The organism is Sphingopyxis sp. (assembly GCF_051861155.1).
Classification (GTDB): domain Bacteria; phylum Pseudomonadota; class Alphaproteobacteria; order Sphingomonadales; family Sphingomonadaceae; genus Sphingopyxis.
In genome coordinates, this window is sequence record NZ_JBHYDE010000005.1 from 220,949 (window position 1) to 241,431 (window position 20,483).

Genomic DNA, 20,483 nt, shown 5'->3' on the forward strand with positions numbered 1-20,483 from the left:
GTCACAGCAGCACCATATGGTCGCGGTGGACCATCGCGCTGCGCGGCGCGTAGCCGAGCGCCGCTTCCTGCGCGTCGCGGCCCAGGCCGACGATCGCGGCGGCATCGGCGCCCGGATATTCGGACAGCCCGCGCGCGATCACCGCGCCGTCGGGACCGGCGATGTCGAGCACGTCGCCGCGGGCAAAGGCACCCGCCACGCTGTTCACCCCCGCCGCGAGCAGGCTGGCGCCGCCGCGCAGCGCCCGCGCGGCCCCGGCATCGATCGTCAGCCGTCCCTTGGCGGTCAATCCGCCCGCGAGCCACGCCTTGCGCGCGCTGGCGCCCTTTTCGGCGACGAACAGGCTGTGCCGCGCCGCGGTCGACAGCGGCCGGTCGATGCGGCCCGAGGCGATCGCGAGATGCGCGCCCGCGGCGTTGGCGATGCGCGCCGCGGCGATTTTCGACACCATGCCGCCCGATCCCATGCCCGACGCCGATCCGGTATCCGCCATCGCCTCGATGCTGGCGTCGATGCGTTCGATCCGCGCGATATGATTGGCGCCGGGCTGTGCCGGGTTGCGATCGTAAAGGCCGTCGATGTCGGACAGCAGCACGACGCCGCCCGCGCCCGCCGCCTGTGCGACGCGCGCGGCGAGGCGGTCGTTGTCTCCGAAGCGGATTTCCTCGGTCGCGACGCTGTCGTTCTCGTTGATGATCGGTACGACGCCCAGGCTGAGCAGCCGGTCGAGCGTGGCGGCGGCGTTAAGATAGCGGCGGCGATGTTCGAGGTCGTCGAGCGTGACCAAAATCTGCGCTGCGGTCAGCCCCTCGGCGCCCAGCACGTCGGCCCACACTTGCGACAGCGCGATCTGCCCCGTCGCGGCGGCGGCCTGCGCGTCCTCCAGCGTCCCACGGCCCCCCTTCGCCAGCCCAAGCCGCCGCGCACCGAGCGCGATCGCGCCCGACGATACCACCGCGACCTGCTGCCCCGCGCGCCTCCGTTCGGCGATGTCGGCGGCGATCCCGGCCAGCCAGTCGCGGCGCACCGCGCCATCGGGATCGACGAGCAGCGCCGACCCGATCTTGACGATCAGGCGCGAACAGACGGAGGGCGCGAACAGCAGCATGCGCCGTGCGTTAGCGCGCCGCGCCGCATGTGCCAATCGGTCGCTTGGGCGGCAGCAAATTTAGCGCGGCGGCGGCGGCGCGCTGAACAACCGCCCGATTTCGTCGATCCGCGCCACGTCGAGCGCCGCCAATGCGGGATCGGCGACCATCGCCTGACCGAGCGCAGCCCAGTAGAGAAACGTGGCGCGGGGTCGTGCGCTGTGCTGGTCGATCCCTGCCGCTTCCAGCAATTTGGCGATATGGGCGACCCGCCGGGCATCGACGCCGGCGACCTCGGTCGCCACTTGCCGGTCGTCCAGCGCCCAGGCGCGGATCGCATGGTCCAGCCGCTGCCGCGTCCCGAACCCGCGCCGGATCAGCTGCGCCAGCGCGTCTTCCGCTCCGTCGGCGACCGCATGCTCGTCGATGATCCGGTCGGTCATCTGGTCTTGCCAGTGCTGCAGCAATTGTGCGCGGAAGTCGGCTATATCACGAAAATGCCAGTAAAAACTGCCGCGAGACACGGCAAGCGCCTTGGCCATCGGGTCGGCCTTGACCGCGCTGATGCCGTCTTTTGCCAGCGTTTTCAGGCCGTGGTCCAGCCAGTCGGTCTTGCTCAAACGATCGGTCATCGCCGGACCATACATCACTGTATTGAAATGCGCCATCGACGCTGCTATCACCATACAGGGGTGTATGGATATGATCGATCAGAATATCGCGCTGTTGCTGGCCGGAGTCGTCGGGGCGGGGGTTGCGATCTTTCACGGGATCGTCATGCAGCGGCATATGGTTCGCCCGATCGACGCGGCGCTCGCGCGTTCGCACGTCTCGCTGCCGATCCGGCGGCTGGTGTCGCCGCTTCTCCATATCAGCACGATCGCATGGCTGATCGGCGGACTCGCGCTGATCGCGGTCGGCGGCGGCTGGGCGCCGCATTTGCGGCTCGCCGTCGCGCTGGTCGTCGGCGGCTTTTATCTGCACGCGATGGTGATGAATGGCTGGGCGACACGCGGCCGCCACCCCGGCTGGGTGCTGATGGGCGCCGCGTTGGTGCTGATCGTCGCGGGCATCCGCCCCTGAACGACCGCGGCGCTGCCGGATTTCGTCCGAGATCTTAGCGTTTTCCGCCGAAGGTGTAGCTGAGCGCAAGGCCGACCGACGGCTGGCTGCGCGACCCCAGATTGCGGGTGACCGGCGAATCGGCCGCATCGCCGATGAGCCGGTCATAGCGGCCGTAAACCGCGAACCCCCAGTTCCTGCCGAGCATCCGGTGATAGCCCGCGGTCAGCCCGACCGACTGGATGCCGCCGCCCGGATCATAGGCAGGCAGGCCGGAGGTGAGCGCGGCCGCGGGGGTCACGCCGAAATAGGCGTTGCTGTATTTCGCGTCGCCCAGCGTCACGCGCGGCCCGACCGAAAACAGCCAGTCGTCGCCGTCGCGCGCGACATAGTCGGCGCTGACTTCTCCGACCCAGCCCTTGTGACCGCTCAGCCCCTTGCGGCCCTCGACGCGGACGCGGATCGCCGGGGTCAGCGATACCTGGGCAAAGCCGCCCGCCTCGATCGTGAAACCGACTTTCGGCAGGTCAGCGCCGATGTCGGCGGCGGTGCGTTTGCCGATGAATCCCAGGGCCGGCCCGAACGCGAGGTTGCCGGATTGGATGAGCGGGGCGCCAAAGCTCTCGTCCGCGGCTTCGAAGGTGAATTCGGTGCCTTCGCGCTCGCGCGACAGATCGAAATAGGGGCCAACCGATAGATCCTTCGATCCCGGCCACGACGGCGACAGCTGTGGCCCGATGATGATCCGGGTGCGCTTTTCGGGTTTGTCGCCGGTTTCCTGCGCGTGCACGGGCAGCGCGGCGAGGGCGACGATCGGCGATGCGGCGAGGAGAAGATGGCGCGAAAGGCGGCGATTGGGCATCCCGAATTCCTTATTGTTCCCAATCAGAAAGCTCCGGCAGCCGCATTCGTTCCTAGACCGGCGACCAGTCGGTCGTTTCTTCGCCGTCGTCGCCGCGGCCGCCCGCGCGCTTTTCGGGGCCGATGATCTCGAGCAGCTTGTCGAGTACCGGGCCGACCCCCGCGCCGCTCGCCCCCGACAGCGCCATCACCGGATGGCCGCTTTCCGCAGCGAGTTCGGCCGACAGCGCCGCGACCAGTTCGTCGTCGAGCGTGTCGATCTTGTTCAAGGCGACGATCACCGGCTTGTCGACCAGATCGGCGCCATAGGCCTCCAATTCGTCGCGCACGATGCGATAGCTGGTCGCAACATCTTCGTCATTGGCGTCGACCAGATGGAGCAGCACGCGGCAGCGTTCGATATGGCCGAGGAAACGGTCGCCGACCCCGGCGCCGTCGGCGGCCCCTTCGATCAGGCCAGGGATGTCGGCAACGACAAATTCATTGCCCTTGTGGCTGACCACCCCGAGCTGCGGGCGCAGGGTGGTGAAGGCGTAAGCGCCGACCTTGGCTTGGGCGTTGGTGACGCCGTTGATGAAGGTCGATTTGCCCGCGTTGGGCAGGCCGACGAGGCCTGCGTCGGCAAGCAGCTTCAGCCGCAGCCACACCCATTTTTCCTCGCCCGGCCAGCCGGGGCCGTGCTGGCGCGGGGCGCGGTTGGTGCTGGTCTTGTAACTTGCATTGCCGCGCCCGCCGTCGCCGCCGCGCAGGAAAACGAGCGTCTCGCCCTCCTTGGTCAGGTCGGCGAGCAGGGTGCGGTCCTCATCATCGTCGAGGATCTGGGTGCCGATCGGCACTTGGATGACCAGATCGGGGCCGCCCGCGCCGGTGCGGTCGCGTCCCGCCCCCGGGGTGCCGCGCTTCGCCTTGAAATGCTGGGTATAGCGAAAGTCGATCAGCGTATTGAGCCCGGCGACGGCTTCAAAGATGATGTCGCCGCCCTTGCCGCCGTTGCCGCCGTCGGGGCCGCCGTATTCGATATATTTCTCGCGCCGGAACGACACGGCGCCGGGGCCGCCGTCGCCGGACTTGATGTATATCTTGGCTTGGTCGAGGAAATGCATGGCGGGGCCTTTAGGGGCATGAAAGACGGGAGCTATTTGTAAATCCCGCTCGCATCGAGCGAAGTCGAGATGCCCCTCGGCCGTGCCAGCCCGTGGGGTGTCTCGACTTCGCTCGACACGAACGGGGAAGCGGGAATTGGCCGCCCTTTAGCTCGTGCGTAATAAAATTGCCAGCCCTCAGCCGTGCGGCTTGCCGCCATGCTCCGCCCAGAATTTGGCGATGCGTCCGGTGATCAGTTCGGTCGCCAGCACGCGCGACGTATCGCGCGGCAGGTCGAGCGCCTCGGCCATCGGCCCACCCATCTGCGCATCGCCCAGCGCCATCAGTACCAGCGCCAGCGTGTCTTCGTGCATCAGCCGCTTTTCATGCGCGTCGGGCGCCATGCCGTCGATCAGGCGGTGGATCGCCTCGACGATCGGGTCGAGCGCGTCCTCGTTGCCCGTCGCCGCCATCCAGGTCGCAAGCGCCCCGGCACCGCCGCTGTTGAACGCGTCAAAGGCGAGATCGACAATCTCGCGGACATTGCGCTCGCCCGGCGGCGATTCGGCCATTTTCCGGCCAATCGTCGCGCACACGGTTTCGGCCTGATAGGCGGCGAGCGCCTTTTGCAGCCCGGCGGCGCTGCCGAAATGGTGCAGCAGGTTGGCGTGGGTGCGGTCGATGCGCGCCGCGACCGCCTTCAGCGTCACCGCCGCGGGGCCCATTTCGATCAGGATATGCCGCGCGGCCTCGAGCGCCGCCGACCGGCTTTCTTCGGGACTCAGGCGCTTCTTCACTATTGACATATATGTAAGTAAACCCTATTGAACCACCCCATCGCCCCTTTTCGACGGTATGACCCATATGTCCAGCCTTTCCCTCTCCCCGACTCCCGCCGACCTGTCGATCACCCCGCGCGACATGCGCTTTGGCCGCGACGACAAACAGGGCCGCTGGTGGCTGAACGGCGACCCGATCGCCTCGGCCTTCCACACCGCGCTGTCGGTGACCTTTCCGCGCGGCGAGGCAATGTTCATCGAGGCGGTGAAGGCGCACCGCGACGGCGTGCCCGACAAGCTGGCACGCGAAATCCGGGCGTTCACCCAGCAGGAAGTGATCCACAGCCGCGAACATGTCGTCTTCAACAAAAAGGCGGCGGAGGCGGGGTACGACCTGTCCGAGCTCGAGGCCGATGTGAATCAGGTGCTCGACCTGATCAAGCAGCGGCCGCAGATCGTCAACCTGATGGCGACGATCGCACTCGAACATTATACCGCGATGATGGCATCGGTGATGCTGCGCGACGACAGCATGTATGCGGGCGCCGAACCCGAATGGGCGGCGCTGTGGAAATGGCACGCGATCGAAGAGATCGAGCATAAGGGCGTCGCATACGACACCTGGCTGCACGCGACGAAGGACTGGAGCCGGTTCCGCCGCTGGCGCGCCAAGTCGATCATGATGCTGCTCGTCACCAGCCGCTTCTGGCCGAAGCGGATCAAGGGCATGAAGAATTTGCTCAAGCAGGACGGCCTGACCGGCTGGCGCGTCACGGCGCGCATCTGGTGGTATCTGCTCGGCAAGCCCGGCGTCCTGCGCAAAAGCTTCCTGCCGTGGCTCAGCTATTTCCTGCCGGGTTTCCACCCGTGGAACCACGACGACCGCGCGCTGATCAAGCTGCATGAAAGCGACTATGCCGACGCGGTCATGCCGACGCAGGCGTCGACGCCGCGCGAGGAACTCGCCGCCGCCTGATTTTGGTCGCCGCCGGTCCCGACTAGACGCCGCGCATCGCGTCCCATATCCCCTTGATGGTGGAGGGGACCATGCAACCACAGATGTCGGCGGCGGAAGTCACGCAGTTCGAGCTGCAATTGGCGGGGCTGTCGTCGCTACTCGAATTCGGCTGCGGTGGCAGCACCCTGGTCGCGGCGCGGCAGGTGCGGCGGATCGTCAGCGTCGACAGCGACCCCGCTTGGCTGGCGAAGGTCCAGGCCGACATCGCGGGCGAGGCGGTGGAATTCACACCGTTCCACGCCGACATCGGCCCGGTCGGCGAATGGGGTTATCCGGTCGACGAAGGCCGCATCCGCGACTGGCCGCGCTATCACAGTCAGATCTGGCGCGGCATGGGGGGCAGCCCCGATGCGGTGCTGATCGACGGGCGCTTTCGCGTCGCATGCCTGTTGCAGGCGATCATCCACTGCAAGCCCGACTGCATCTTGCTGTTCCACGATTTCCGCGATCGCCCGCATTATCATGTCGTGCTGCGTCACGTCGACGTGCTGACCCGCGTCGATAGCCTCGCGGTGATGCGGGCGAAGCAACAGGTCGACGGCAAGGCGGTGCTGCACGACCTGTTCGATCATTATCTGAACCCCGATTGACCGGCCGGACGCGCTTCGGCACACCCGCGCCCATGCCGATCATTGCCCCCGTCATCGAAACCGACCGCCTGCGCCTCCGCCCCGGTCGCCTTGCCGACAAGGATGTCCATGTCGCGATGTGGGCCGACGAGCGCGTCACCCGCTTCATCGGCGGCGAGCCACGCGCGCCCGACGTCAGCTGGGGCAAATTCCTTGGCTCGGCGGGGCTGTGGCCGGTGATGGGGTTCGGTTATTGGGTGTTCGCCGACCGGGCGAGCGACGCGCTCGTCGGCATGGGGGGGCTAAGCTATTTCGGCCGCGGCATCCCCGAACTCGAAGGCTTGCCCGAGGCGGGGTGGGCGTTCGATGCCGACCATTGGGGCGCGGGGTTTGCGACCGAGGCGATGACCGCGGCGCTCGGCTGGGCGGATGCGAATCTTGATGCGAGCGAAGTGCGCTGCATTATCGATCCGGGCAATGAGGCATCGGAGCGCGTCGCGGCGAAGCTGGGGTTTCGGCGGATTGGTGAGAGCGATGCGCTGGGGCATGTCGTGGCGATTTATGGACGGCCCAAAGGTGGCTGACGGTTGAAGGCAAGCCGTCGTCCCCGCGCAGGCGGGGACCGCTATCGGCCTTGTTCTTCTTGACTGTGTAAACCTCTAGCGGCCGCGTTCAGAGGCACGGGACTCTGAAACGCCCTTCGCGGGGGCGACGCTTTCTCAGGCCGCCTCGACCACCAGCACCCCGCCGTCGGCGCTGACGACGCGGACCTTCGTCCCCTCGGCAGCATCCGGCCCGCGCACGGGCCATTCGCCGTCGCCGACCCGCGCACGGCCGCGGCCGTTTTCGATCGCGGTCACCAGCGTCAGCACTTCGCCAATCAGCCGTCCGCCGCGCTGGTTGAGCAGCGGGTCGCTCGACACGATCGGATTGGCCTTGAGCCAGCGGCGCGCGCCATAGAGCGCGATGAACGCCAGCACGGCAAAAACGCCAAGCTGCATCGGCACCCCGATCGGCAGCAGAAAGGCAAGTACGCCGGTGGCGATCGCGGCGACGCCCAGCCAGACGAGGAAGAACCCCGGCGCGATGATTTCGGCGGCGCACAGCAGCACCCCGACGGTCAGCCACGCCCAGTGCGGCGCCATATTGTTCAGCCACTCGGTCATGTCAGCGCACTCCCGGGGGTGTCGGGCCGCGCTCGAAGGCATCCTTGGCAAGTTCGCCGATGCCGCCCAGCGTACCGATCAGTTGGGTCGCCTCGACCGGGAACAGGATCGTCTTGCTGTTCGGGCTGGTCGCAAACTGGCTGACCGCTTCGACATATTTCTGCGCGATGAAGTAATTGATCGCCTGTGCGTTGCCGCCGGCGATCGCGTCCGACACCATCTGCGTCGCCTTGGCTTCGGCCTCGGCTTCGCGTTCGCGCGCTTCGGCGTCGCGGAAGGCAGCTTCGCGGCGACCTTCGGCCTGCAGGATCTGGCCCTGCTTCTCGCCCTCGGCACGCAGAATTTCAGAGGCGCGCATGCCCTCGGCTTCCAGAATGTTGGCGCGCTTTTCGCGCTCGGCCTTCATCTGCCGCGCCATGGCGTTGGAAATGTCGGCGGGGGGACGAATGTCCTTGATCTCGACGCGGGTGATCTTGACCCCCCAGGGCGTCGTCGCCTCGTCGACCACGACCAGCAATCGCGCGTTGATATGGTCGCGTTTCGACAGCGTCTCGTCGAGGTCCATCGAGCCCATCACCGTGCGCAGGTTCGTCGTCGTCAGGTTCATGATCGCCAGATACAGGTCGCTGACTTCATAGGCGGCCTTGGCGGCGTCGAGCACCTGAAAGAACACGACGCCGTCGACCGCGACCATCGCATTGTCCTTGGTGATGATTTCCTGCCCGGGAATGTCGAGCACCTGCTCCATCATATTGACCTTGCGGCCGACGCGATCGAAGATCGGCATGATGAAGTTCAGACCCGGCTGCGCGGTGTGGGTGTAACGGCCAAAGCGTTCGATGGTGTAGCTGAAACCCTGACGAACCGGGGTCAGCGCCCACAGCAGGAACACCGCCGCGAGCACGACGAGCGCGATCGGAAACCAATAATCCATCGAAAATCCCCTCTGCGAAGCTGGCCGTCAGGCCTCACTCCTTTATTGCGAGAATGGCCAGCTTGCGCCAGACAAAAGCGCATGACCCAAGACATCTTCGCGCCCCGCTCGCTGCTCTATGTTCCCGGCTCCAATGCCCGTGCGCTGGAAAAAGCGGGCGGGTTGGCCGCTGACATGCTGATCATCGATCTGGAGGATGCGGTCCCCGCGGATCGCAAGGGCGAAGCGCGCGCTGCGATGCGCGCCGCGGTCGTGGCGGGCTTTCCGGGCAAACGCGTCGCGGTGCGGATCAACGCGACCGGGACGGCCGAGCAGGCGGCAGACGTTGACGCGCTCGCCGATCTGAAGCTCGATGCCGTGGTGCTGCCCAAGGTCGATGCGCCCGCCGATCTGGGACCGGTGCGCGGGCTGGGGCTGCCCGTGCTGGCGATGATCGAGACCCCCGCGGCGATCTATGCCGCGCGCGACATCGCCGCCGACCCTGCCGTCGCCGGGCTGATCGCGGGGCTTAACGATCTGGCGCATGAATTGAAGCTGCCCGATGGGATGGACCGCGGCGCGATGAGCCATGCGATCCAGGCAATCGTGCTCGCAGCGCGGGCGGCCGGGGTGTGGGGCTTTGACGGGGTTTACAATGCAATCGACGACGCCGTCGGCTTTGCCGCCGAGGCGGCCGAAGGGCGGCGGCTCGGTTTCGATGGCAAGTCGCTGATCCACCCGTCGCAGGTCTATCCGTGCAATGCCGCCTTTGCGCCATCGCCGCGCGAGATTGCCGCCGCCGAGGCGCTGGTTGCCGCGGCGACCGGCGGGGCGCAGCGCCACGACGGACGGATGATCGAGGACATGCATGTTGCGGCGGCGCGAGCGCTGCTGGCGCGGGCAGGGAAACCTTAGTCGTCGTCATCCCGGCGCAGGCCGGGATCTCACCGGTGCATTCGGACTCGAGGTCGAGATCCCGGCCTGCGCCGGGATGACGAACGTGGCGGGCGTTCGTCGTTCGACGAACGCGCCTTGCCTGACCGGGGTGGAAATGCCATGCGGCGGCCCCATGAAGATCATTCGTTTCCCCACCGCTGTCGCGGCTGTCGCCCTTATCGCCTGCTTCCCTTCTGCCGCTTCGGCAGCGCCTGCCAAAGCTGATCCGCCGGTCACCGAGGCCCAACTCGCCGCGCATATCAAGGTGCTGGCGGGCGACGCGTTCGAGGGGCGCGCCCCGGGGACCGACGGCGAGGATCGCACCATCGCCTATATCGTCGGCGAATGGGCCAAGGCGGGCCTCGAGGCGGTGCCGGGCAGCACGACGCCCTGGCTCCAGCCCGTCCCGTTCGTCGAGAGCAAGGCCGTTAGCGGCACCGCCAGGTTCAAGGTGCATGGCCGCGACTTCGCTATCGAGGATGACGGCATCATCCTGACCGGGCGCGAGACGTCGGCCGCGCTGGCGAATATTCCGGCGGTGTTTGTCGGTTATGGCGTCGATGGCGCGGGCAAGGTCAATGCCGATGTCACTGGCAAGCTGGCGATCATGTTGTTCGACAACGCCCCGTTCGGCGACAAGCTGCCGCGCTACCGCGAGCGGCGCCAGATGCTCGCCGACGCAGGCGCCGCGGCGGTGCTGGTGATCGCGACCGACGCGGTGCCCTGGGCGCAGCTGCGCGATAGCGCGGGTAGCGCCGCGGTGCGATTGGCGGGCGCCAAGCCCGGCGCGCCGGTGAGCGGTTTCCTGTCGCTTGAGGCCGCCGACGCGCTGCTCAAGAAAGCGGGGCAGGACGGCGCCGCGGTGCGCGAAGCGGCGAAGTCGCCCGACTATAAGGGGATTGTGCTGCCGGTAACCGCCGACCTCGCCACCCAATCGGCGCTCCGCCCCTTCGCCAGCAACAATGTGATCGCCAAGCTGCCGGGGGCGAAACCCGACGGCAAGGCGGTGCTGTTCCTCGGCCATTGGGACCATCTGGGCATTTGCGGCAAGGACGGCGACGCCGACCGCATTTGCAACGGCGCGGTCGACAATGCGAGCGGTATCGCGGTGCTGATCGAAGTTGCGAAAAGGCTGGCGTCGGGCCAGCGCCCCGACCGCGACATCTATTTCCTCGCCACAACGGCGGAGGAAAAAGGCCTGCTCGGCGCGCATTATTTCGCCGATCATCCGGTGGTGCCGCTCGGTAACATCACCGTTGCGCTCAACGTCGATACGATCGCGATTTCGCCGCGCGGCACGCCGGTGGCGACCATCGGTCGCGGCAAGCCCGCTTATGACGCGGTGGTGCGTCAGGTGGCGACAAAGCTTGGCCGCAAGCTCGACGAAGACGGCGAAGCCGATGCCTTTATCCAGCGGCAGGACGGCTGGGCGCTGGGCGCGAAGGGCGTGACGTCGCTGATGGTCGGCGGCAGCTTTTCGGACATGCCGCTGCTCGAGGCGTTTCTGGGTGGCGATTATCATGAGGCCGCCGATAACTTCAGCGACAAGATCCCGCTGGGGGGGCGCCGCCGAGGATGCCGACCTGCACGTCGGCCTTGGGCGCGCGTTCGCCGATGTAAAGGCGTGGCCGGGGAAGTAAGTTTCGTCGCCCCCGCGAAGGCGGGGGCGACGGAAAAACTAAGCCGCCTGCTTCGCCCGCTCGCTCATTTCCTGATTGAGCATTTCGGCCAGCAGGAACGCCAGTTCGAGCGACTGCCCGGCGTTGAGGCGCGGGTCGCAATGCGTGTGATAACGGTCGGCGAGGTCCATCTGGGTCACGTCCATCGCGCCGCCGGTGCATTCGGTAACATTCTGGCCGGTCATCTCGATGTGGATGCCGCCGCCATGTGTACCCTCGGCGCGGTGCACGGCAAAGAAGCCGCGCACTTCGGCGAGGATGCGCTCGAACGGGCGCGTCTTGTAGCCGTTGGGCGTCTTGATGACATTGCCATGCATCGGGTCGCACGACCAGACGACGGGATGGCCCGATTCCTTCACCGCGCGCACCAGTTTCGGCAGATGCGCCTCGATCTTGTCATGGCCGTAACGCGTGATCAGCGTCATCCGGCCCGCGACATGGTTCGGGTTGAGCGTGTCGAGCAGGCGCAGCAGCACGTCGGGCTCGAGGCTCGGCCCGCACTTCATGCCGACCGGATTGCCGATCCCGCGGAGGTACTCGATATGCGCCGATCCCTCGAAGCGGGTGCGATCGCCGACCCACAGGAAATGGCCCGAGGTGTCGTACCAGCCGCCGGTCAGGCTGTCCTGCCGCGTCAGCGCCTGCTCATAGGGAAGCAGCAGCGCTTCGTGGCTGGTGTAGAAGCTGGTGCCCTTGATCTGCGGGACCGTTTCGGGGGTCACGCCGCAGGCTTCCATGAAAGCGAGCGCTTCGGAAATCCGCGCGGCGGTTTCCTGATATTTCTTGGCCCATGGGCTGCGGTCCATGAAGTCGTGCGTCCAGGCGTTGACCTGGTGCAAATTGGCATAGCCGCCGTTTGCGAAGGCGCGCAGCAGGTTCAGCGTCGCCGCCGACTGGTTATACGCCTTGACCATGCGCTGCGGGTCGGGCTCGCGGCCCGCGCCCTCAAACGCGATGTCGTTGATGATGTCGCCGCGATAGCTCGGCAGCGACACCCCTTCGATGTCTTCCAGATCGGCCGAACGCGGCTTGGCGAACTGGCCCGCCATGCGGCCAAGCTTCACCACGGGCATCTTCGACGCAAAGGTCAGCACCACCGCCATCTGGAGCAGCACGCGGAAGGTGTCGCGGATGTTGTTCGGATGGAATTCGGCAAAGCTCTCGGCGCAGTCCCCGCCCTGCAGCAGGAACGCCTTGCCCTCGGCCACGCGGCCAAGGTCGGCGGTCAGGTCGCGCGCTTCGCCGGCAAACACCAGCGGCGGATAGTTGCTGAGCTCGCGCTCGGCCGCCGCGAGCGCATCGGCGTCGCGATAGGTGGGAAGCTGGCGGGCCTCGTGCGAGCGCCAGCTATGCGGTTGCCAATTTTTCGTCATCTGCCTGTTCTTTTCGCATTCGAATCCGAGCGCCGCCATGGCGCGATTGCCCACCTGGCGCAATGCGCGCCATTCCCGCAAACGCGAAAATTAGCATTATCGTGACATTTGCGCACCTATGCTTTGTCTTTCGCACCGAAAACTGTTAGTTTGTTACGGCTTTTTGGAATGCGACCGGCGCGTTCAAGGCATTTGGCTATCGGCAACGTTATACCCCAGTGACCTGATTTCGGGTCTCCACGCGAAGCGATTGGCTATGGCGAATTTCGAGTCCGCATGGTTTGTATATGGGGCGCTGTTGCTCCTGCTCGCGACCAGCTTTGTCGTGCGCATCGACTATGTCCGGATCGGGCTGGCCGCCGCGGCGCTGGTCGCGGTGCCGCTGGTTCTATTTCGCGAACCCGATGTCGGATACGGCATGCTGGTGCTGGCGATCCTGGTCGTCAATATCGGCATCCTTGCCCGATTGTGGCTGCGCGATAAAAATATCCGCTTCTCGGCCGAGGAAGAGGAATTGCGCCGTCAGCATTTTGCAGGCCTGCCGCCGACCGCGGCGCGCGGCCTGATCGATCAGGGGCACTGGATTTCGGCGCGCCGCGGCGAGATATTGATCCGCGAGAACCAGGCGGCGCCCAGCCTCTTCTATCTGGCCGAGGGGCAGGCGGCGATCCACCGCGACGGGGTCGAGGTCGGAAAATTGTCCGACGGCGCGCTGATCGGCGAAGCGACGGTGCTCGACGGCACGCATGCGACGGGAACGGTGCTGCTGGGCAGCAATGCGCGGCTGTGGTTCGTTCCGGCGGCTGCGCTCCGCGCCTATCTGGCCGCAAATCCCGGCATCGCGAGCGCGCTGCACGAGGGGTTTGCGCGCGCATTGCGCGGCAAACTCGCCAGCGCGAACACGCGGCTGGCCGACCGGCCGCCGATCGGTTGAGCCCAGCGGTGCTGTGACGCCTCGAATATGTAATCGCCACCTGCTAACGCCCGGTCCATGACGTTGATTCTCTATGGCATCCCGAACTGCGACACGGTGAAAAAGGCGCGGCGCTGGCTCGACGAGCAGGGCGTGGCTCACAGCTTTCACGACGTCCGCAAGGATGGGCTGGACCCCGCACGGCTGCAAAGCTGGATCGACGCGCTCGGCTGGGACAAGCTGCTCAACAAGGCCGGCACGACCTTTCGCCAGTTGCCCGACGCACAGAAGAATGGCCTCGACGCGGTCTCGGCCAAGGCGCTGATGCTCGACCAACCCGCGATGATCCGCCGCCCCGTCGTCGAAGCCGAGGGCGCGGTCAGCGTCGGCTTTTCGGCCGCCGAATGGCAGGCGCGTTTTGCGGCATGATCCGGTCGACTCTGGCCCTGCTGGCCCTGCCGCTGCTCGCCGGCTGTTCGGCTGATCCGGTGACCGCGCAGGCGACCCTCGACGGCCAGCCGCCGATCGTCATCGCGCACCGCGGCGCGTCGGGCGAGCGGCCCGAACATACGCTCGCCGCCTACCGGCTCGCGATCGAGCAGGGCGCCGATTTTATCGAGCCCGATCTGGTGCTGACCAAGGACGGCGTGCTGGTGGCGCGTCACGAGAATGAGATTTCGGAGACCACCGACATCGCCGATCGCGCCGAATTTGCCGACCGCAAGACGACCAAGACGATCGACGGCAGCAAGGTGACCGGCTGGTTCACCGAAGATTTCACGCTCGCCGAATTGAAGACGTTGCGCGCCCGCGAGCGGCTGCCAAAGCTGCGCTCGACCGAATATGACGGCGAGTTCGACATCCCGACCTTCGAGGAAATCCTGGCGCTGCTCGCCGAAGTCAATCGGGGGCGCGACAAGCCGGTCGGCGTCTATCCCGAAACGAAGCACCCCAGCCACTTTATCGCCATTGGGCTGCCGCACGAAGCGCCGCTGCTCGCGCTGCTGGGTCGCTTCGGCTATCGCGGGCGCCAGGCGCCGGTCTATATCCAGAGCTTTGAGGTGCGCAACTTGATGGACCTGCGCGCCAAGACCGACCTGCCGCTGATCCAGCTGATGGACGGCGAGGGTGGGCCCGCCGACATGCCCGAAACCAGCTATGCCGCCATGGCGTCGCCGATGGGGCTGAAGGCGATTGCGGGCTATGCCGATGGGATCGGCCCGAACAAGGCGATGGTCATCCCGCGCGGCGCGCTGGGGTCGCTCGGCGAACCGACCAGCCTGGTGCGCGACGCCCACGCCGCGGGGCTGAAAGTGCATCCCTGGACCTTTCGCCGCGAAAATTACTTCCTGCCGCTGGGCGACCGCGGCGGGGTGAACCCGGCCGGGCACGGCGACCTGGGCGCCGAGATCGCCGCCTATCTGCGCACCGGCATCGACGGACTGTTCAGCGACAACCCGCGCGAGGCAGTGGCGGTGGTGGCGACCCGGGCCAAGCGGTGACCGGGCCGAGCTGCATCTGAGGGTTGGCGCGGCGATTCTGACGTAGTGGGTATCGACCGGACGCTGTCCGTCCTTTCATCGTCATCCCGGACTTGATCCGGGATCCATGACGACGGTGCAGCTATGGATCCCGGATCAAGTCCGGGATGACGAAGATGGGGGAAGTTGGTGGCAACTTCCCACCCCATAGCAGCGGCAAAAAACCCGGCCCGACGCCCCCGGGGAGAGGCGTGGGCCGGGCCGCGCGGCCGCGCTGTCTCAATCCTTGCTGTCCTCCCACTGGAATACGGTTTCAAGCGGCTTGCCAAAGACGCGGGCGATGCGGAACGCGACCTCGAGCGATGGCGAATATTTGCCCTGTTCGATCGCCGCGATCGTCTGCCGCGTGACGCCGACCTGATCGCCCAGGTCGCCCTGGGTCATTTCGCCTGCCAGGAACCGCAGCGTCCGGATGTCGTTGGTGAAGGGGAGCCGGGCCATCGCTCAATACCCGCGGCGATAGAAATAGAGCTGCGATCCGACGCGAACGAGTTCAGCGACGACAACCGTTGCGATCAGCAGGTTGAGGTGCACCGCCGCGCTCAATTGATAGAATATCGCGAACAGATTGGCCCAAACCCCGAGGACCAAAGGATAATAGGCGAGGTGCGTCCCGCGCATATGGATCGTCCGTTCGCGCTCGTCGTCTTTCAGATGGGCTTCTTTGGGCGCCCGAATGGCGAAAAAGGCGGCGGTCAGCGACATCGCGCCGATGATGATGACCGTGACCGGCAACAGCATATCCGCCGCCGCAGCCACCCCCGCGCGGCTGCCGACGATTTGCCAGGGGTAGGAAAGGAAATACCAGCCAAAGGCGCTGACGATGGCCACGAACGCAGCCCAGTGGATTTTCTCGTTGAACGACATCTGCAATCTCCGGTGTTAAGCGTTATGCACTCTATGTCGAATATATCTAACATAGTGTCAAATGAATTTTGCATCGAACCGCTTGGCGCTTTTGCCGACGCCGTTTAGCCGCTAAGCCCCCGCCCCATGTCCACCCTGCCCAAAACGCTCACCTTCGACACCTCGACCAGCCGCGCGAATCCGACGCCGCAGCCGATGAAGCGGCTGACTGTGCCGCGTATCCGCCAGCGCAAGGGCGGCGAGCCGATCGTGATGCTGACCGCCTACACCGTTCGCATGGCGCAGCTGCTCGACCCGCATTGCGACATGCTGCTGGTCGGCGATTCGCTGGGTCAGGTGATTTACGGCCTGCCGCACACGGTCGGGGTGACGATGGAAATGATGGCGCTGCACGGCGCCGCGGTGGTGCGCGGCAGCTATCATGCCGCGGTCATCGTCGACATGCCGTTCGGCAGCTATGAAGCGAGCCAGGAGCAGGCGTTCACCAACGCCGCGCGGCTGCTCAAGGAAACCGGCGCCGCGGCAGTGAAGCTGGAGGGCGGCCGCGCGCTCGCTCCGACGATCGAATTCCTGACCCAGCGCGGCATCCCGGTGATGGGGCATGTCGGGTTGACCCCGCAGGCGGTCAACATCCTCGGCGGCTATGGGGTGCGCGGCAAGAGCGACGAGGAAGCGCGGTCGATCGTCGAAGATTCGGTCGCGGTGTCGCAGGCCGGCGCCTTTTCGCTGGTGATCGAAGGCGTGCTCGAATCGATCGCGATCGAGGTGACGAACAAGGTCGCCTGTCCGACCATCGGCATCGGCGCGTCGGCGCAATGCGACGGCCAGGTGTTGGTCACCGAAGACATGCTGGGCATGTTCGAACGCGTCCCCAAATTCGTCAAACGCTATCAGGACATGGCCGGCGTCGTCGACGGCGCGGTTCGGGAATATGCCGATCAGGTCAGGTCACGTTCATTCCCGACCGAGGATCAGATCTACGCAGGCTGATACAGTGTGCGGCACGGACCCTCAGCCAAGTGAATCGCTTGGCCTTTTTCCGCACCGTCGCTAAGGAAGCCGCGGCCCCAGAGCCATGAATGACAAATGGAGGTTTGATTGGCCCTGAGCCCGACCAACGATGCCGCGCTGTTGCAAGAGGTTGACGAAGCCGTCCGCAAGGACCGGCTCGACACCATCATGCAGCGCTATGGCCGCTGGATCATCGGCGGCTTGCTCGCCGCCTTGCTGGCGTTTGGCGGCTATCTGTACTGGAATCACCGCCAGGATGCCGCACGCGGCGAGCGCGCCGAGGAACTGATTGCGGCGTTCCAGAAACTGTCGACGAACCAGCCGCGCGCCGCGGCGACCGAGCTTGAAAAGCTCGCCGCCGGAGGCGATTCCGCCTATCGCGCCGTTGCGGTGATGCAGCAGGCCAATATCAAGGCGCAGGCCGGCGACCTGAAGGCCGCCGCGGCGCTGATGGCGACGATCGCCGCCGATACCAAGCTCGATCAGGCGCTGCGCGATCTCGCACTGATCCGCCAGACCGCGTTCGAATATGACAGCCTGAAACCCGAAGCGGTGATCGCGCGCATGAAGCCGCTGGTCGACGCCAAGGATCCGGCATCGAGCTGGTTCGCCAGCGCCGCCGAACTGTCGGCGACCGCCCATTACCAACTCGGCCAATATGACCAGGCCGGCGCGCTCTATGGCCGCATCGCCAAGCTGCCCGGCGTCGCCAAATCGTTGCAATCGCGCTCGGTGCAGATGGCGGGCATGCTCGGCGTCGATGCCGTCGCCGACCGTGCCGCCGAAAGCGCCGCGAAAGACCAGAAAGGCAATGCCGCGCCGCAAGCAGCGGCAGCCGCCCCAGTTGAGGAAGCCAAGTAATATGCGGAAGACGCGTTACGGAATCTATGCGGCGCTGTTCGCGCTGCCGCTCGCAGGTTGCGGCGTGCTCAAGGGCGACGGTGGCCCGAAGACGCCGACGGTCGGCGATCGCGTCTCGATCCTGTCGAACGACAACAGCATCAAGGTCGATCCGGCCACCGCGGCGATCGCCGTGGTCCTGCCCGAACCCGCGGTCAACGCCGCCTGGGCGCAGTCGGGCGGCAACGCGTCGAAATCGATGGGTCACCCGGCGCTGGGCGCGACGCGCAGCAAGCTGTGGCAGGCGAATATCGCGGGCAGCACCAACAAGCAGCGGCTGGCGGCGTCGCCGGTGATCGCCGACAACCGGCTGTTCGCGGTCGATACCGATGCGGTGGTGACCGCGCTCGCCGCCGATACCGGCGCGCCGCTGTGGCGCACGGCGATCGGCAGCACGGGCAAAGATTTCAAGGATTCGCTGTTCGGCGGCGGCGCCGGGGTCGATGGCAATGTCGTCTATGCAACCAGCGGCGCGGGCGATGTCGCGGCGCTCAATGTCGCCGACGGGTCGGTGATCTGGAAGGTGAAGCCGGCGGGACCGCTGCGCGGCGCGCCGACGATTGCCTTTGGCGGCGTCTATGTGATCAGCCAGGATAATCAGATCATCGCGCTCAACGCCGCTAACGGCGGCGTGCTGTGGCAGGCGACCGCGTCGCTCGAACCTGGCAGCGTGTTCGGCGCGGCATCGCCCGCGGCGGGGCAGGGGACGATCGTCGCCGGCTTCTCGTCGGGCGAGGTTCAGGCCTATCGGTACGAAAACGGCCGCGACCTGTGGGAAGACGCGCTGGCGCGCACGTCGATGGCGCTGTCGGTGTCGACGCTGACCGACGTCGATGCCGACCCGGTCGTCGACAATGGCCGCGTCTTTGCGCTGGGTCAGGGTGGCCGCATGGCAAGCTACGAACTGCTCACCGGGCAGCGCAGCTGGGAAATCTCGATCGCGGGTATCTCGACCCCCTATGTGGTCGGCGAATGGGTCTATGCGATGACCGACGACGGCAAATTGCTGTGCGTCGCGCGCACGTCGGGCAAGGTGCGCTGGCTGCAACAGCTCGCGCGCTTCCGCGTCGAAACCGAAAAGAAGAAGAAGGATCCGATCCGCTGGACCGGGCCGATCCTGGCCGGCGGCCGCCTGATTGCGGTCAACAGCGAAGGGATCATGGCGGAATATTCGCCGGCCGATGGTTCGCTGCTCGGGTCGACCGAATTCAAATCGCCGCTGTCGCAGGCGCCGGTGGTGGCGAACAATATTTTGTATATTTTGGCGGACGACGGGCAAATCACGGCCTGGCGCTGATTAAACAGGGGGCTTTGCCTCCCTGTTTATTAAAGGAATCGATCATGTCGCGATTCGCGACGATAGCCATTGTCGGCCGCCCCAATGTGGGCAAATCGACGCTGTTCAACCGGCTGGTCGGCAAGCGGCTGGCGCTGGTCGATGACCAGCCGGGGGTGACCCGCGACCGCCGCGAGGGCGACGCCAATCTGCTCGGGCTGGAATTTCGCATTGTCGATACCGCAGGGTTCGAGGATCAGGATGCCGCGACGCTGCCCGGCCGGATGCGGGTGCAAACCGAAAAGGCGGTGCGCGAGGCCGATGCCGCGCTGTTCATGATCGACGGCCGCGCCGGGGTTGTCCCGCTCGACGAGGAAATCGCGCGCTGGCTGCGCAGCGAGGACACACCGATCATCCTGGTGGTCAACAAGGCGGAAGGCAAACAGGGCGAAAACGGGCTGATGGAGGCCTATTCGCTCGGCTTCGACAATCCGGTCGCGCTCAGCGCCGAGCATGGCGACGGCATGGTCGACCTGTTCGACCTGCTCCGCCCGATCGTCGAACCGTTCGACGAGATCGAAAAGGATGTCGCCGCCGCCGGCGACGACGATGAGGACGCCCCGCTCGGCCCGATGAAGCTGGCGATCGTCGGGCGGCCCAATGCCGGCAAATCGACGCTGATCAACCGGATGATCGGCGAGGACCGGCTGATCACCGGGCCCGAGGCGGGGATCACCCGCGATTCGATCCGCGTCGACTGGCAATGGGAAAATGACGGCGAGGTCCACGAGATCCAGCTGTTCGACACCGCGGGCATGCGCAAGCGCGCCAAAGTGCAGGACAAGCTGGAAAAGCTGTCGGTCGCCGACGCGCTGCACGCGGTCGATTTCGCCGAGGTCGTCGTGCTGCTGCTCGACGCCACCAAGGGGCTGGAGGCACAGGATCTGCGAATCGCCGACCGGGTGCTGCAGGAAGGTCGCGCGCTGATCGTCGCGCTCAACAAATGGGATGTCGCCGAGGAGCCGTCGTCGCTGTTCAACGGCGTCCGGAACGCCCTCGACGACGGGCTGAGCCAGGTCAAGGGCGTCCCGGTGCTCACCATTTCGGGCGCGACGGGGAAGGGCATCGACACGCTGGTGCGCGTCGCGTTCGAACAGCGCGCGATCTGGACCAACCGCGTGTCGACCGCCAGGCTCAACCGCTGGTTCGAGGGCGCGGTCGAGACCAATCCGCCGCCGGCGCCCGGCGGCAAGCGGATCAAGCTGCGCTACATCACCCAGGCGCGCACCCGGCCGCCGACCTTTGTCGTATTCGGCACCCGCACCGATGCGCTGCCGGGCAGCTATGAGCGCTATCTGGTCAACGGCATGCGCAAGGAACTGGGGTTTCAGGGCGTGCCGGTGCGGCTCAACTTCCGCAATTCGCGCAACCCCTATGATGAGTGACGG

The 20,483-nt window shown here is 66.1% G+C and carries 22 protein-coding genes and 1 pseudogene; 13 read left to right on the forward strand and 10 right to left on the reverse strand.

The genetic code is table 11. The features are described 5' to 3' along the window. Position 1: 1 nt before the first annotated feature. Both proB and ACTIFP_RS11125 read right to left on the reverse strand, forming a co-directional pair. Positions 2 to 1,108 carry a glutamate 5-kinase gene (proB, locus tag ACTIFP_RS11120; RefSeq protein ID WP_439568784.1) on the reverse strand — a complete coding sequence of 369 codons (1,107 nt, stop codon included), beginning with the start codon at positions 1,106 to 1,108 and terminating at the stop codon, positions 2 to 4. Between the two features lie 60 nt (positions 1,109 to 1,168). Continuing rightward, positions 1,169 to 1,720 (reverse strand): TetR/AcrR family transcriptional regulator, encoded by a 552-nt coding sequence (locus ACTIFP_RS11125; protein WP_439568785.1) that lies wholly within the window; start codon positions 1,718 to 1,720, stop codon positions 1,169 to 1,171. A gap of 64 nt (positions 1,721 to 1,784) precedes the next feature. Between ACTIFP_RS11125 and ACTIFP_RS11130 the strand changes: the two genes are divergently transcribed. Next, on the forward strand, positions 1,785 to 2,171 hold the full coding sequence (locus tag ACTIFP_RS11130; protein WP_439568786.1) for a hypothetical protein: 387 nt from the start codon (positions 1,785 to 1,787) through the stop codon (positions 2,169 to 2,171). A 34-nt stretch (positions 2,172 to 2,205) separates the two neighbouring features. On the opposite strand, the gene ACTIFP_RS11135 is transcribed toward ACTIFP_RS11130, so the two are convergent. The 3 genes from ACTIFP_RS11135 to ACTIFP_RS11145 form a co-directional block, all read right to left on the reverse strand. Further along, positions 2,206 to 3,012 (reverse strand): MipA/OmpV family protein, encoded by an 807-nt coding sequence (locus ACTIFP_RS11135; protein WP_439568787.1) that lies wholly within the window; start codon positions 3,010 to 3,012, stop codon positions 2,206 to 2,208. A gap of 52 nt (positions 3,013 to 3,064) precedes the next feature. Further along, entirely contained in the window at positions 3,065 to 4,114 is a 1,050-nt protein-coding gene (gene obgE / locus ACTIFP_RS11140; protein ID WP_439568788.1) for a GTPase ObgE, read from the reverse strand. A 177-nt stretch (positions 4,115 to 4,291) separates the two neighbouring features. After that, complete coding sequence (locus ACTIFP_RS11145; RefSeq protein WP_439568789.1) at positions 4,292 to 4,900, reverse strand: TetR/AcrR family transcriptional regulator; 609 nt, start codon at positions 4,898 to 4,900, stop codon at positions 4,292 to 4,294. Between the two features lie 58 nt (positions 4,901 to 4,958). On the opposite strand from ACTIFP_RS11145, the gene ACTIFP_RS11150 reads away from it, so the two are divergent. The 3 genes from ACTIFP_RS11150 (at position 4,959) to ACTIFP_RS11160 (ending at position 7,044) form a co-directional block, all read left to right on the forward strand. After that, positions 4,959 to 5,849: a metal-dependent hydrolase gene (locus tag ACTIFP_RS11150; RefSeq protein WP_439568790.1), complete on the forward strand. Its 891-nt coding sequence runs from the start codon at positions 4,959 to 4,961 to the stop codon at positions 5,847 to 5,849. 71 nt (positions 5,850 to 5,920) lie between these two features. Further along, complete coding sequence (locus tag ACTIFP_RS11155; protein WP_439568791.1) at positions 5,921 to 6,481, forward strand: hypothetical protein; 561 nt, start codon at positions 5,921 to 5,923, stop codon at positions 6,479 to 6,481. Between the two features lie 32 nt (positions 6,482 to 6,513). Further along, entirely contained in the window at positions 6,514 to 7,044 is a 531-nt protein-coding gene (locus ACTIFP_RS11160) for a GNAT family N-acetyltransferase (protein WP_439568792.1), read from the forward strand. A gap of 135 nt (positions 7,045 to 7,179) precedes the next feature. Here ACTIFP_RS11160 and ACTIFP_RS11165 read toward each other — a convergent pair whose 3' ends face one another. After that, positions 7,180 to 7,626: an NfeD family protein gene (locus tag ACTIFP_RS11165; protein WP_137753390.1), complete on the reverse strand. Its 447-nt coding sequence runs from the start codon at positions 7,624 to 7,626 to the stop codon at positions 7,180 to 7,182. Between the two features lies 1 nt (position 7,627). Continuing rightward, a complete protein-coding gene (locus tag ACTIFP_RS11170) occupies positions 7,628 to 8,560 on the reverse strand; it encodes an SPFH domain-containing protein (RefSeq protein ID WP_439568793.1) in 933 nt (310 codons plus the stop codon). 81 nt (positions 8,561 to 8,641) lie between these two features. On the opposite strand from ACTIFP_RS11170, the gene ACTIFP_RS11175 reads away from it, so the two are divergent. Both ACTIFP_RS11175 and ACTIFP_RS11180 read left to right on the forward strand, forming a co-directional pair. Then, complete coding sequence (locus ACTIFP_RS11175; protein ID WP_439568794.1) at positions 8,642 to 9,454, forward strand: HpcH/HpaI aldolase/citrate lyase family protein; 813 nt, start codon at positions 8,642 to 8,644, stop codon at positions 9,452 to 9,454. A 688-nt stretch (positions 9,455 to 10,142) separates the two neighbouring features. Then, positions 10,143 to 10,958, forward strand: a pseudogene (locus ACTIFP_RS11180) (M28 family peptidase); the annotation flags it as partial. A gap of 195 nt (positions 10,959 to 11,153) precedes the next feature. On the opposite strand, the gene ACTIFP_RS11185 reads toward ACTIFP_RS11180, so the two are convergent. Next, the gene (locus ACTIFP_RS11185) at positions 11,154 to 12,527 is read right to left on the reverse strand and encodes a class II 3-deoxy-7-phosphoheptulonate synthase (protein ID WP_439568886.1); all 1,374 of its coding nucleotides are present in this window, start codon (positions 12,525 to 12,527) and stop codon (positions 11,154 to 11,156) included. Between the two features lie 298 nt (positions 12,528 to 12,825). Between ACTIFP_RS11185 and ACTIFP_RS11190 the strand changes: the two genes are divergently transcribed. From ACTIFP_RS11190 to ACTIFP_RS11200, 3 genes are read left to right on the forward strand one after another with little or no spacing between them, the layout of a single operon-like run. After that, entirely contained in the window at positions 12,826 to 13,461 is a 636-nt protein-coding gene (locus ACTIFP_RS11190; protein WP_439568795.1) for a Crp/Fnr family transcriptional regulator, read from the forward strand. A gap of 57 nt (positions 13,462 to 13,518) precedes the next feature. Beyond that, positions 13,519 to 13,869 carry an ArsC family reductase gene (locus ACTIFP_RS11195; protein ID WP_439568796.1) on the forward strand — a complete coding sequence of 117 codons (351 nt, stop codon included), beginning with the start codon at positions 13,519 to 13,521 and terminating at the stop codon, positions 13,867 to 13,869. Beyond that, a complete protein-coding gene (locus tag ACTIFP_RS11200) occupies positions 13,866 to 14,942 on the forward strand; it encodes a glycerophosphodiester phosphodiesterase (protein ID WP_439568797.1) in 1,077 nt (358 codons plus the stop codon). Before ACTIFP_RS11195 ends, ACTIFP_RS11200 begins: the two co-directional genes overlap by 4 nt. Positions 14,943 to 15,200: 258 nt before the next feature. On the opposite strand, the gene ACTIFP_RS11205 is transcribed toward ACTIFP_RS11200, so the two are convergent. Continuing rightward, the gene (locus ACTIFP_RS11205) at positions 15,201 to 15,422 is read right to left on the reverse strand and encodes a helix-turn-helix transcriptional regulator (RefSeq protein WP_137753383.1); all 222 of its coding nucleotides are present in this window, start codon (positions 15,420 to 15,422) and stop codon (positions 15,201 to 15,203) included. 3 nt (positions 15,423 to 15,425) lie between these two features. Then, positions 15,426 to 15,848: a hypothetical protein gene (locus ACTIFP_RS11210; protein ID WP_439568798.1), complete on the reverse strand. Its 423-nt coding sequence runs from the start codon at positions 15,846 to 15,848 to the stop codon at positions 15,426 to 15,428. Positions 15,849 to 15,974: 126 nt separating this feature from the next. On the opposite strand from ACTIFP_RS11210, the gene panB reads away from it, so the two are divergent. The 4 genes from panB to der all read left to right on the forward strand — a co-directional run bounded on the left by panB (position 15,975) and on the right by der (position 20,480). Further along, the gene (panB, locus tag ACTIFP_RS11215; RefSeq protein WP_439568799.1) at positions 15,975 to 16,838 is read left to right on the forward strand and encodes a 3-methyl-2-oxobutanoate hydroxymethyltransferase; all 864 of its coding nucleotides are present in this window, start codon (positions 15,975 to 15,977) and stop codon (positions 16,836 to 16,838) included. A gap of 108 nt (positions 16,839 to 16,946) precedes the next feature. Then, positions 16,947 to 17,720, forward strand: coding sequence for a tetratricopeptide repeat protein (locus ACTIFP_RS11220; protein WP_439568800.1), 774 nt, complete (start codon positions 16,947 to 16,949; stop codon positions 17,718 to 17,720). Between the two features lies 1 nt (position 17,721). Next, positions 17,722 to 19,056: an outer membrane protein assembly factor BamB family protein gene (locus ACTIFP_RS11225; RefSeq protein ID WP_439568801.1), complete on the forward strand. Its 1,335-nt coding sequence runs from the start codon at positions 17,722 to 17,724 to the stop codon at positions 19,054 to 19,056. A gap of 44 nt (positions 19,057 to 19,100) precedes the next feature. After that, the gene (der, locus tag ACTIFP_RS11230) at positions 19,101 to 20,480 is read left to right on the forward strand and encodes a ribosome biogenesis GTPase Der (protein WP_439568802.1); all 1,380 of its coding nucleotides are present in this window, start codon (positions 19,101 to 19,103) and stop codon (positions 20,478 to 20,480) included. Positions 20,481 to 20,483 lie beyond the last annotated feature (3 nt).

Coding starts and splice junctions, on each gene's coding strand:
- proB (WP_439568784.1), bottom strand. CDS start 1,108: ATGCTGCTGTTCGCGCCCTCCGTCTGTTCGCGCCTGATCGTCAAGATC.
- ACTIFP_RS11125 (WP_439568785.1), bottom strand. CDS start 1,720: ATGACCGATCGTTTGAGCAAGACCGACTGGCTGGACCACGGCCTGAAA.
- ACTIFP_RS11130 (WP_439568786.1), top strand. CDS start 1,785: ATGGATATGATCGATCAGAATATCGCGCTGTTGCTGGCCGGAGTCGTC.
- ACTIFP_RS11135 (WP_439568787.1), bottom strand. CDS start 3,012: ATGCCCAATCGCCGCCTTTCGCGCCATCTTCTCCTCGCCGCATCGCCG.
- obgE (WP_439568788.1), bottom strand. CDS start 4,114: ATGCATTTCCTCGACCAAGCCAAGATATACATCAAGTCCGGCGACGGC.
- ACTIFP_RS11145 (WP_439568789.1), bottom strand. CDS start 4,900: ATGTCAATAGTGAAGAAGCGCCTGAGTCCCGAAGAAAGCCGGTCGGCG.
- ACTIFP_RS11150 (WP_439568790.1), top strand. CDS start 4,959: ATGTCCAGCCTTTCCCTCTCCCCGACTCCCGCCGACCTGTCGATCACC.
- ACTIFP_RS11155 (WP_439568791.1), top strand. CDS start 5,921: ATGCAACCACAGATGTCGGCGGCGGAAGTCACGCAGTTCGAGCTGCAA.
- ACTIFP_RS11160 (WP_439568792.1), top strand. CDS start 6,514: ATGCCGATCATTGCCCCCGTCATCGAAACCGACCGCCTGCGCCTCCGC.
- ACTIFP_RS11165 (WP_137753390.1), bottom strand. CDS start 7,626: ATGACCGAGTGGCTGAACAATATGGCGCCGCACTGGGCGTGGCTGACC.
- ACTIFP_RS11170 (WP_439568793.1), bottom strand. CDS start 8,560: ATGGATTATTGGTTTCCGATCGCGCTCGTCGTGCTCGCGGCGGTGTTC.
- ACTIFP_RS11175 (WP_439568794.1), top strand. CDS start 8,642: ATGACCCAAGACATCTTCGCGCCCCGCTCGCTGCTCTATGTTCCCGGC.
- ACTIFP_RS11185 (WP_439568886.1), bottom strand. CDS start 12,527: ATGACGAAAAATTGGCAACCGCATAGCTGGCGCTCGCACGAGGCCCGC.
- ACTIFP_RS11195 (WP_439568796.1), top strand. CDS start 13,519: ATGACGTTGATTCTCTATGGCATCCCGAACTGCGACACGGTGAAAAAG.
- ACTIFP_RS11200 (WP_439568797.1), top strand. CDS start 13,866: ATGATCCGGTCGACTCTGGCCCTGCTGGCCCTGCCGCTGCTCGCCGGC.
- ACTIFP_RS11205 (WP_137753383.1), bottom strand. CDS start 15,422: ATGGCCCGGCTCCCCTTCACCAACGACATCCGGACGCTGCGGTTCCTG.
- ACTIFP_RS11210 (WP_439568798.1), bottom strand. CDS start 15,848: ATGTCGTTCAACGAGAAAATCCACTGGGCTGCGTTCGTGGCCATCGTC.
- panB (WP_439568799.1), top strand. CDS start 15,975: ATGTCCACCCTGCCCAAAACGCTCACCTTCGACACCTCGACCAGCCGC.
- ACTIFP_RS11225 (WP_439568801.1), top strand. CDS start 17,722: ATGCGGAAGACGCGTTACGGAATCTATGCGGCGCTGTTCGCGCTGCCG.
- der (WP_439568802.1), top strand. CDS start 19,101: ATGTCGCGATTCGCGACGATAGCCATTGTCGGCCGCCCCAATGTGGGC.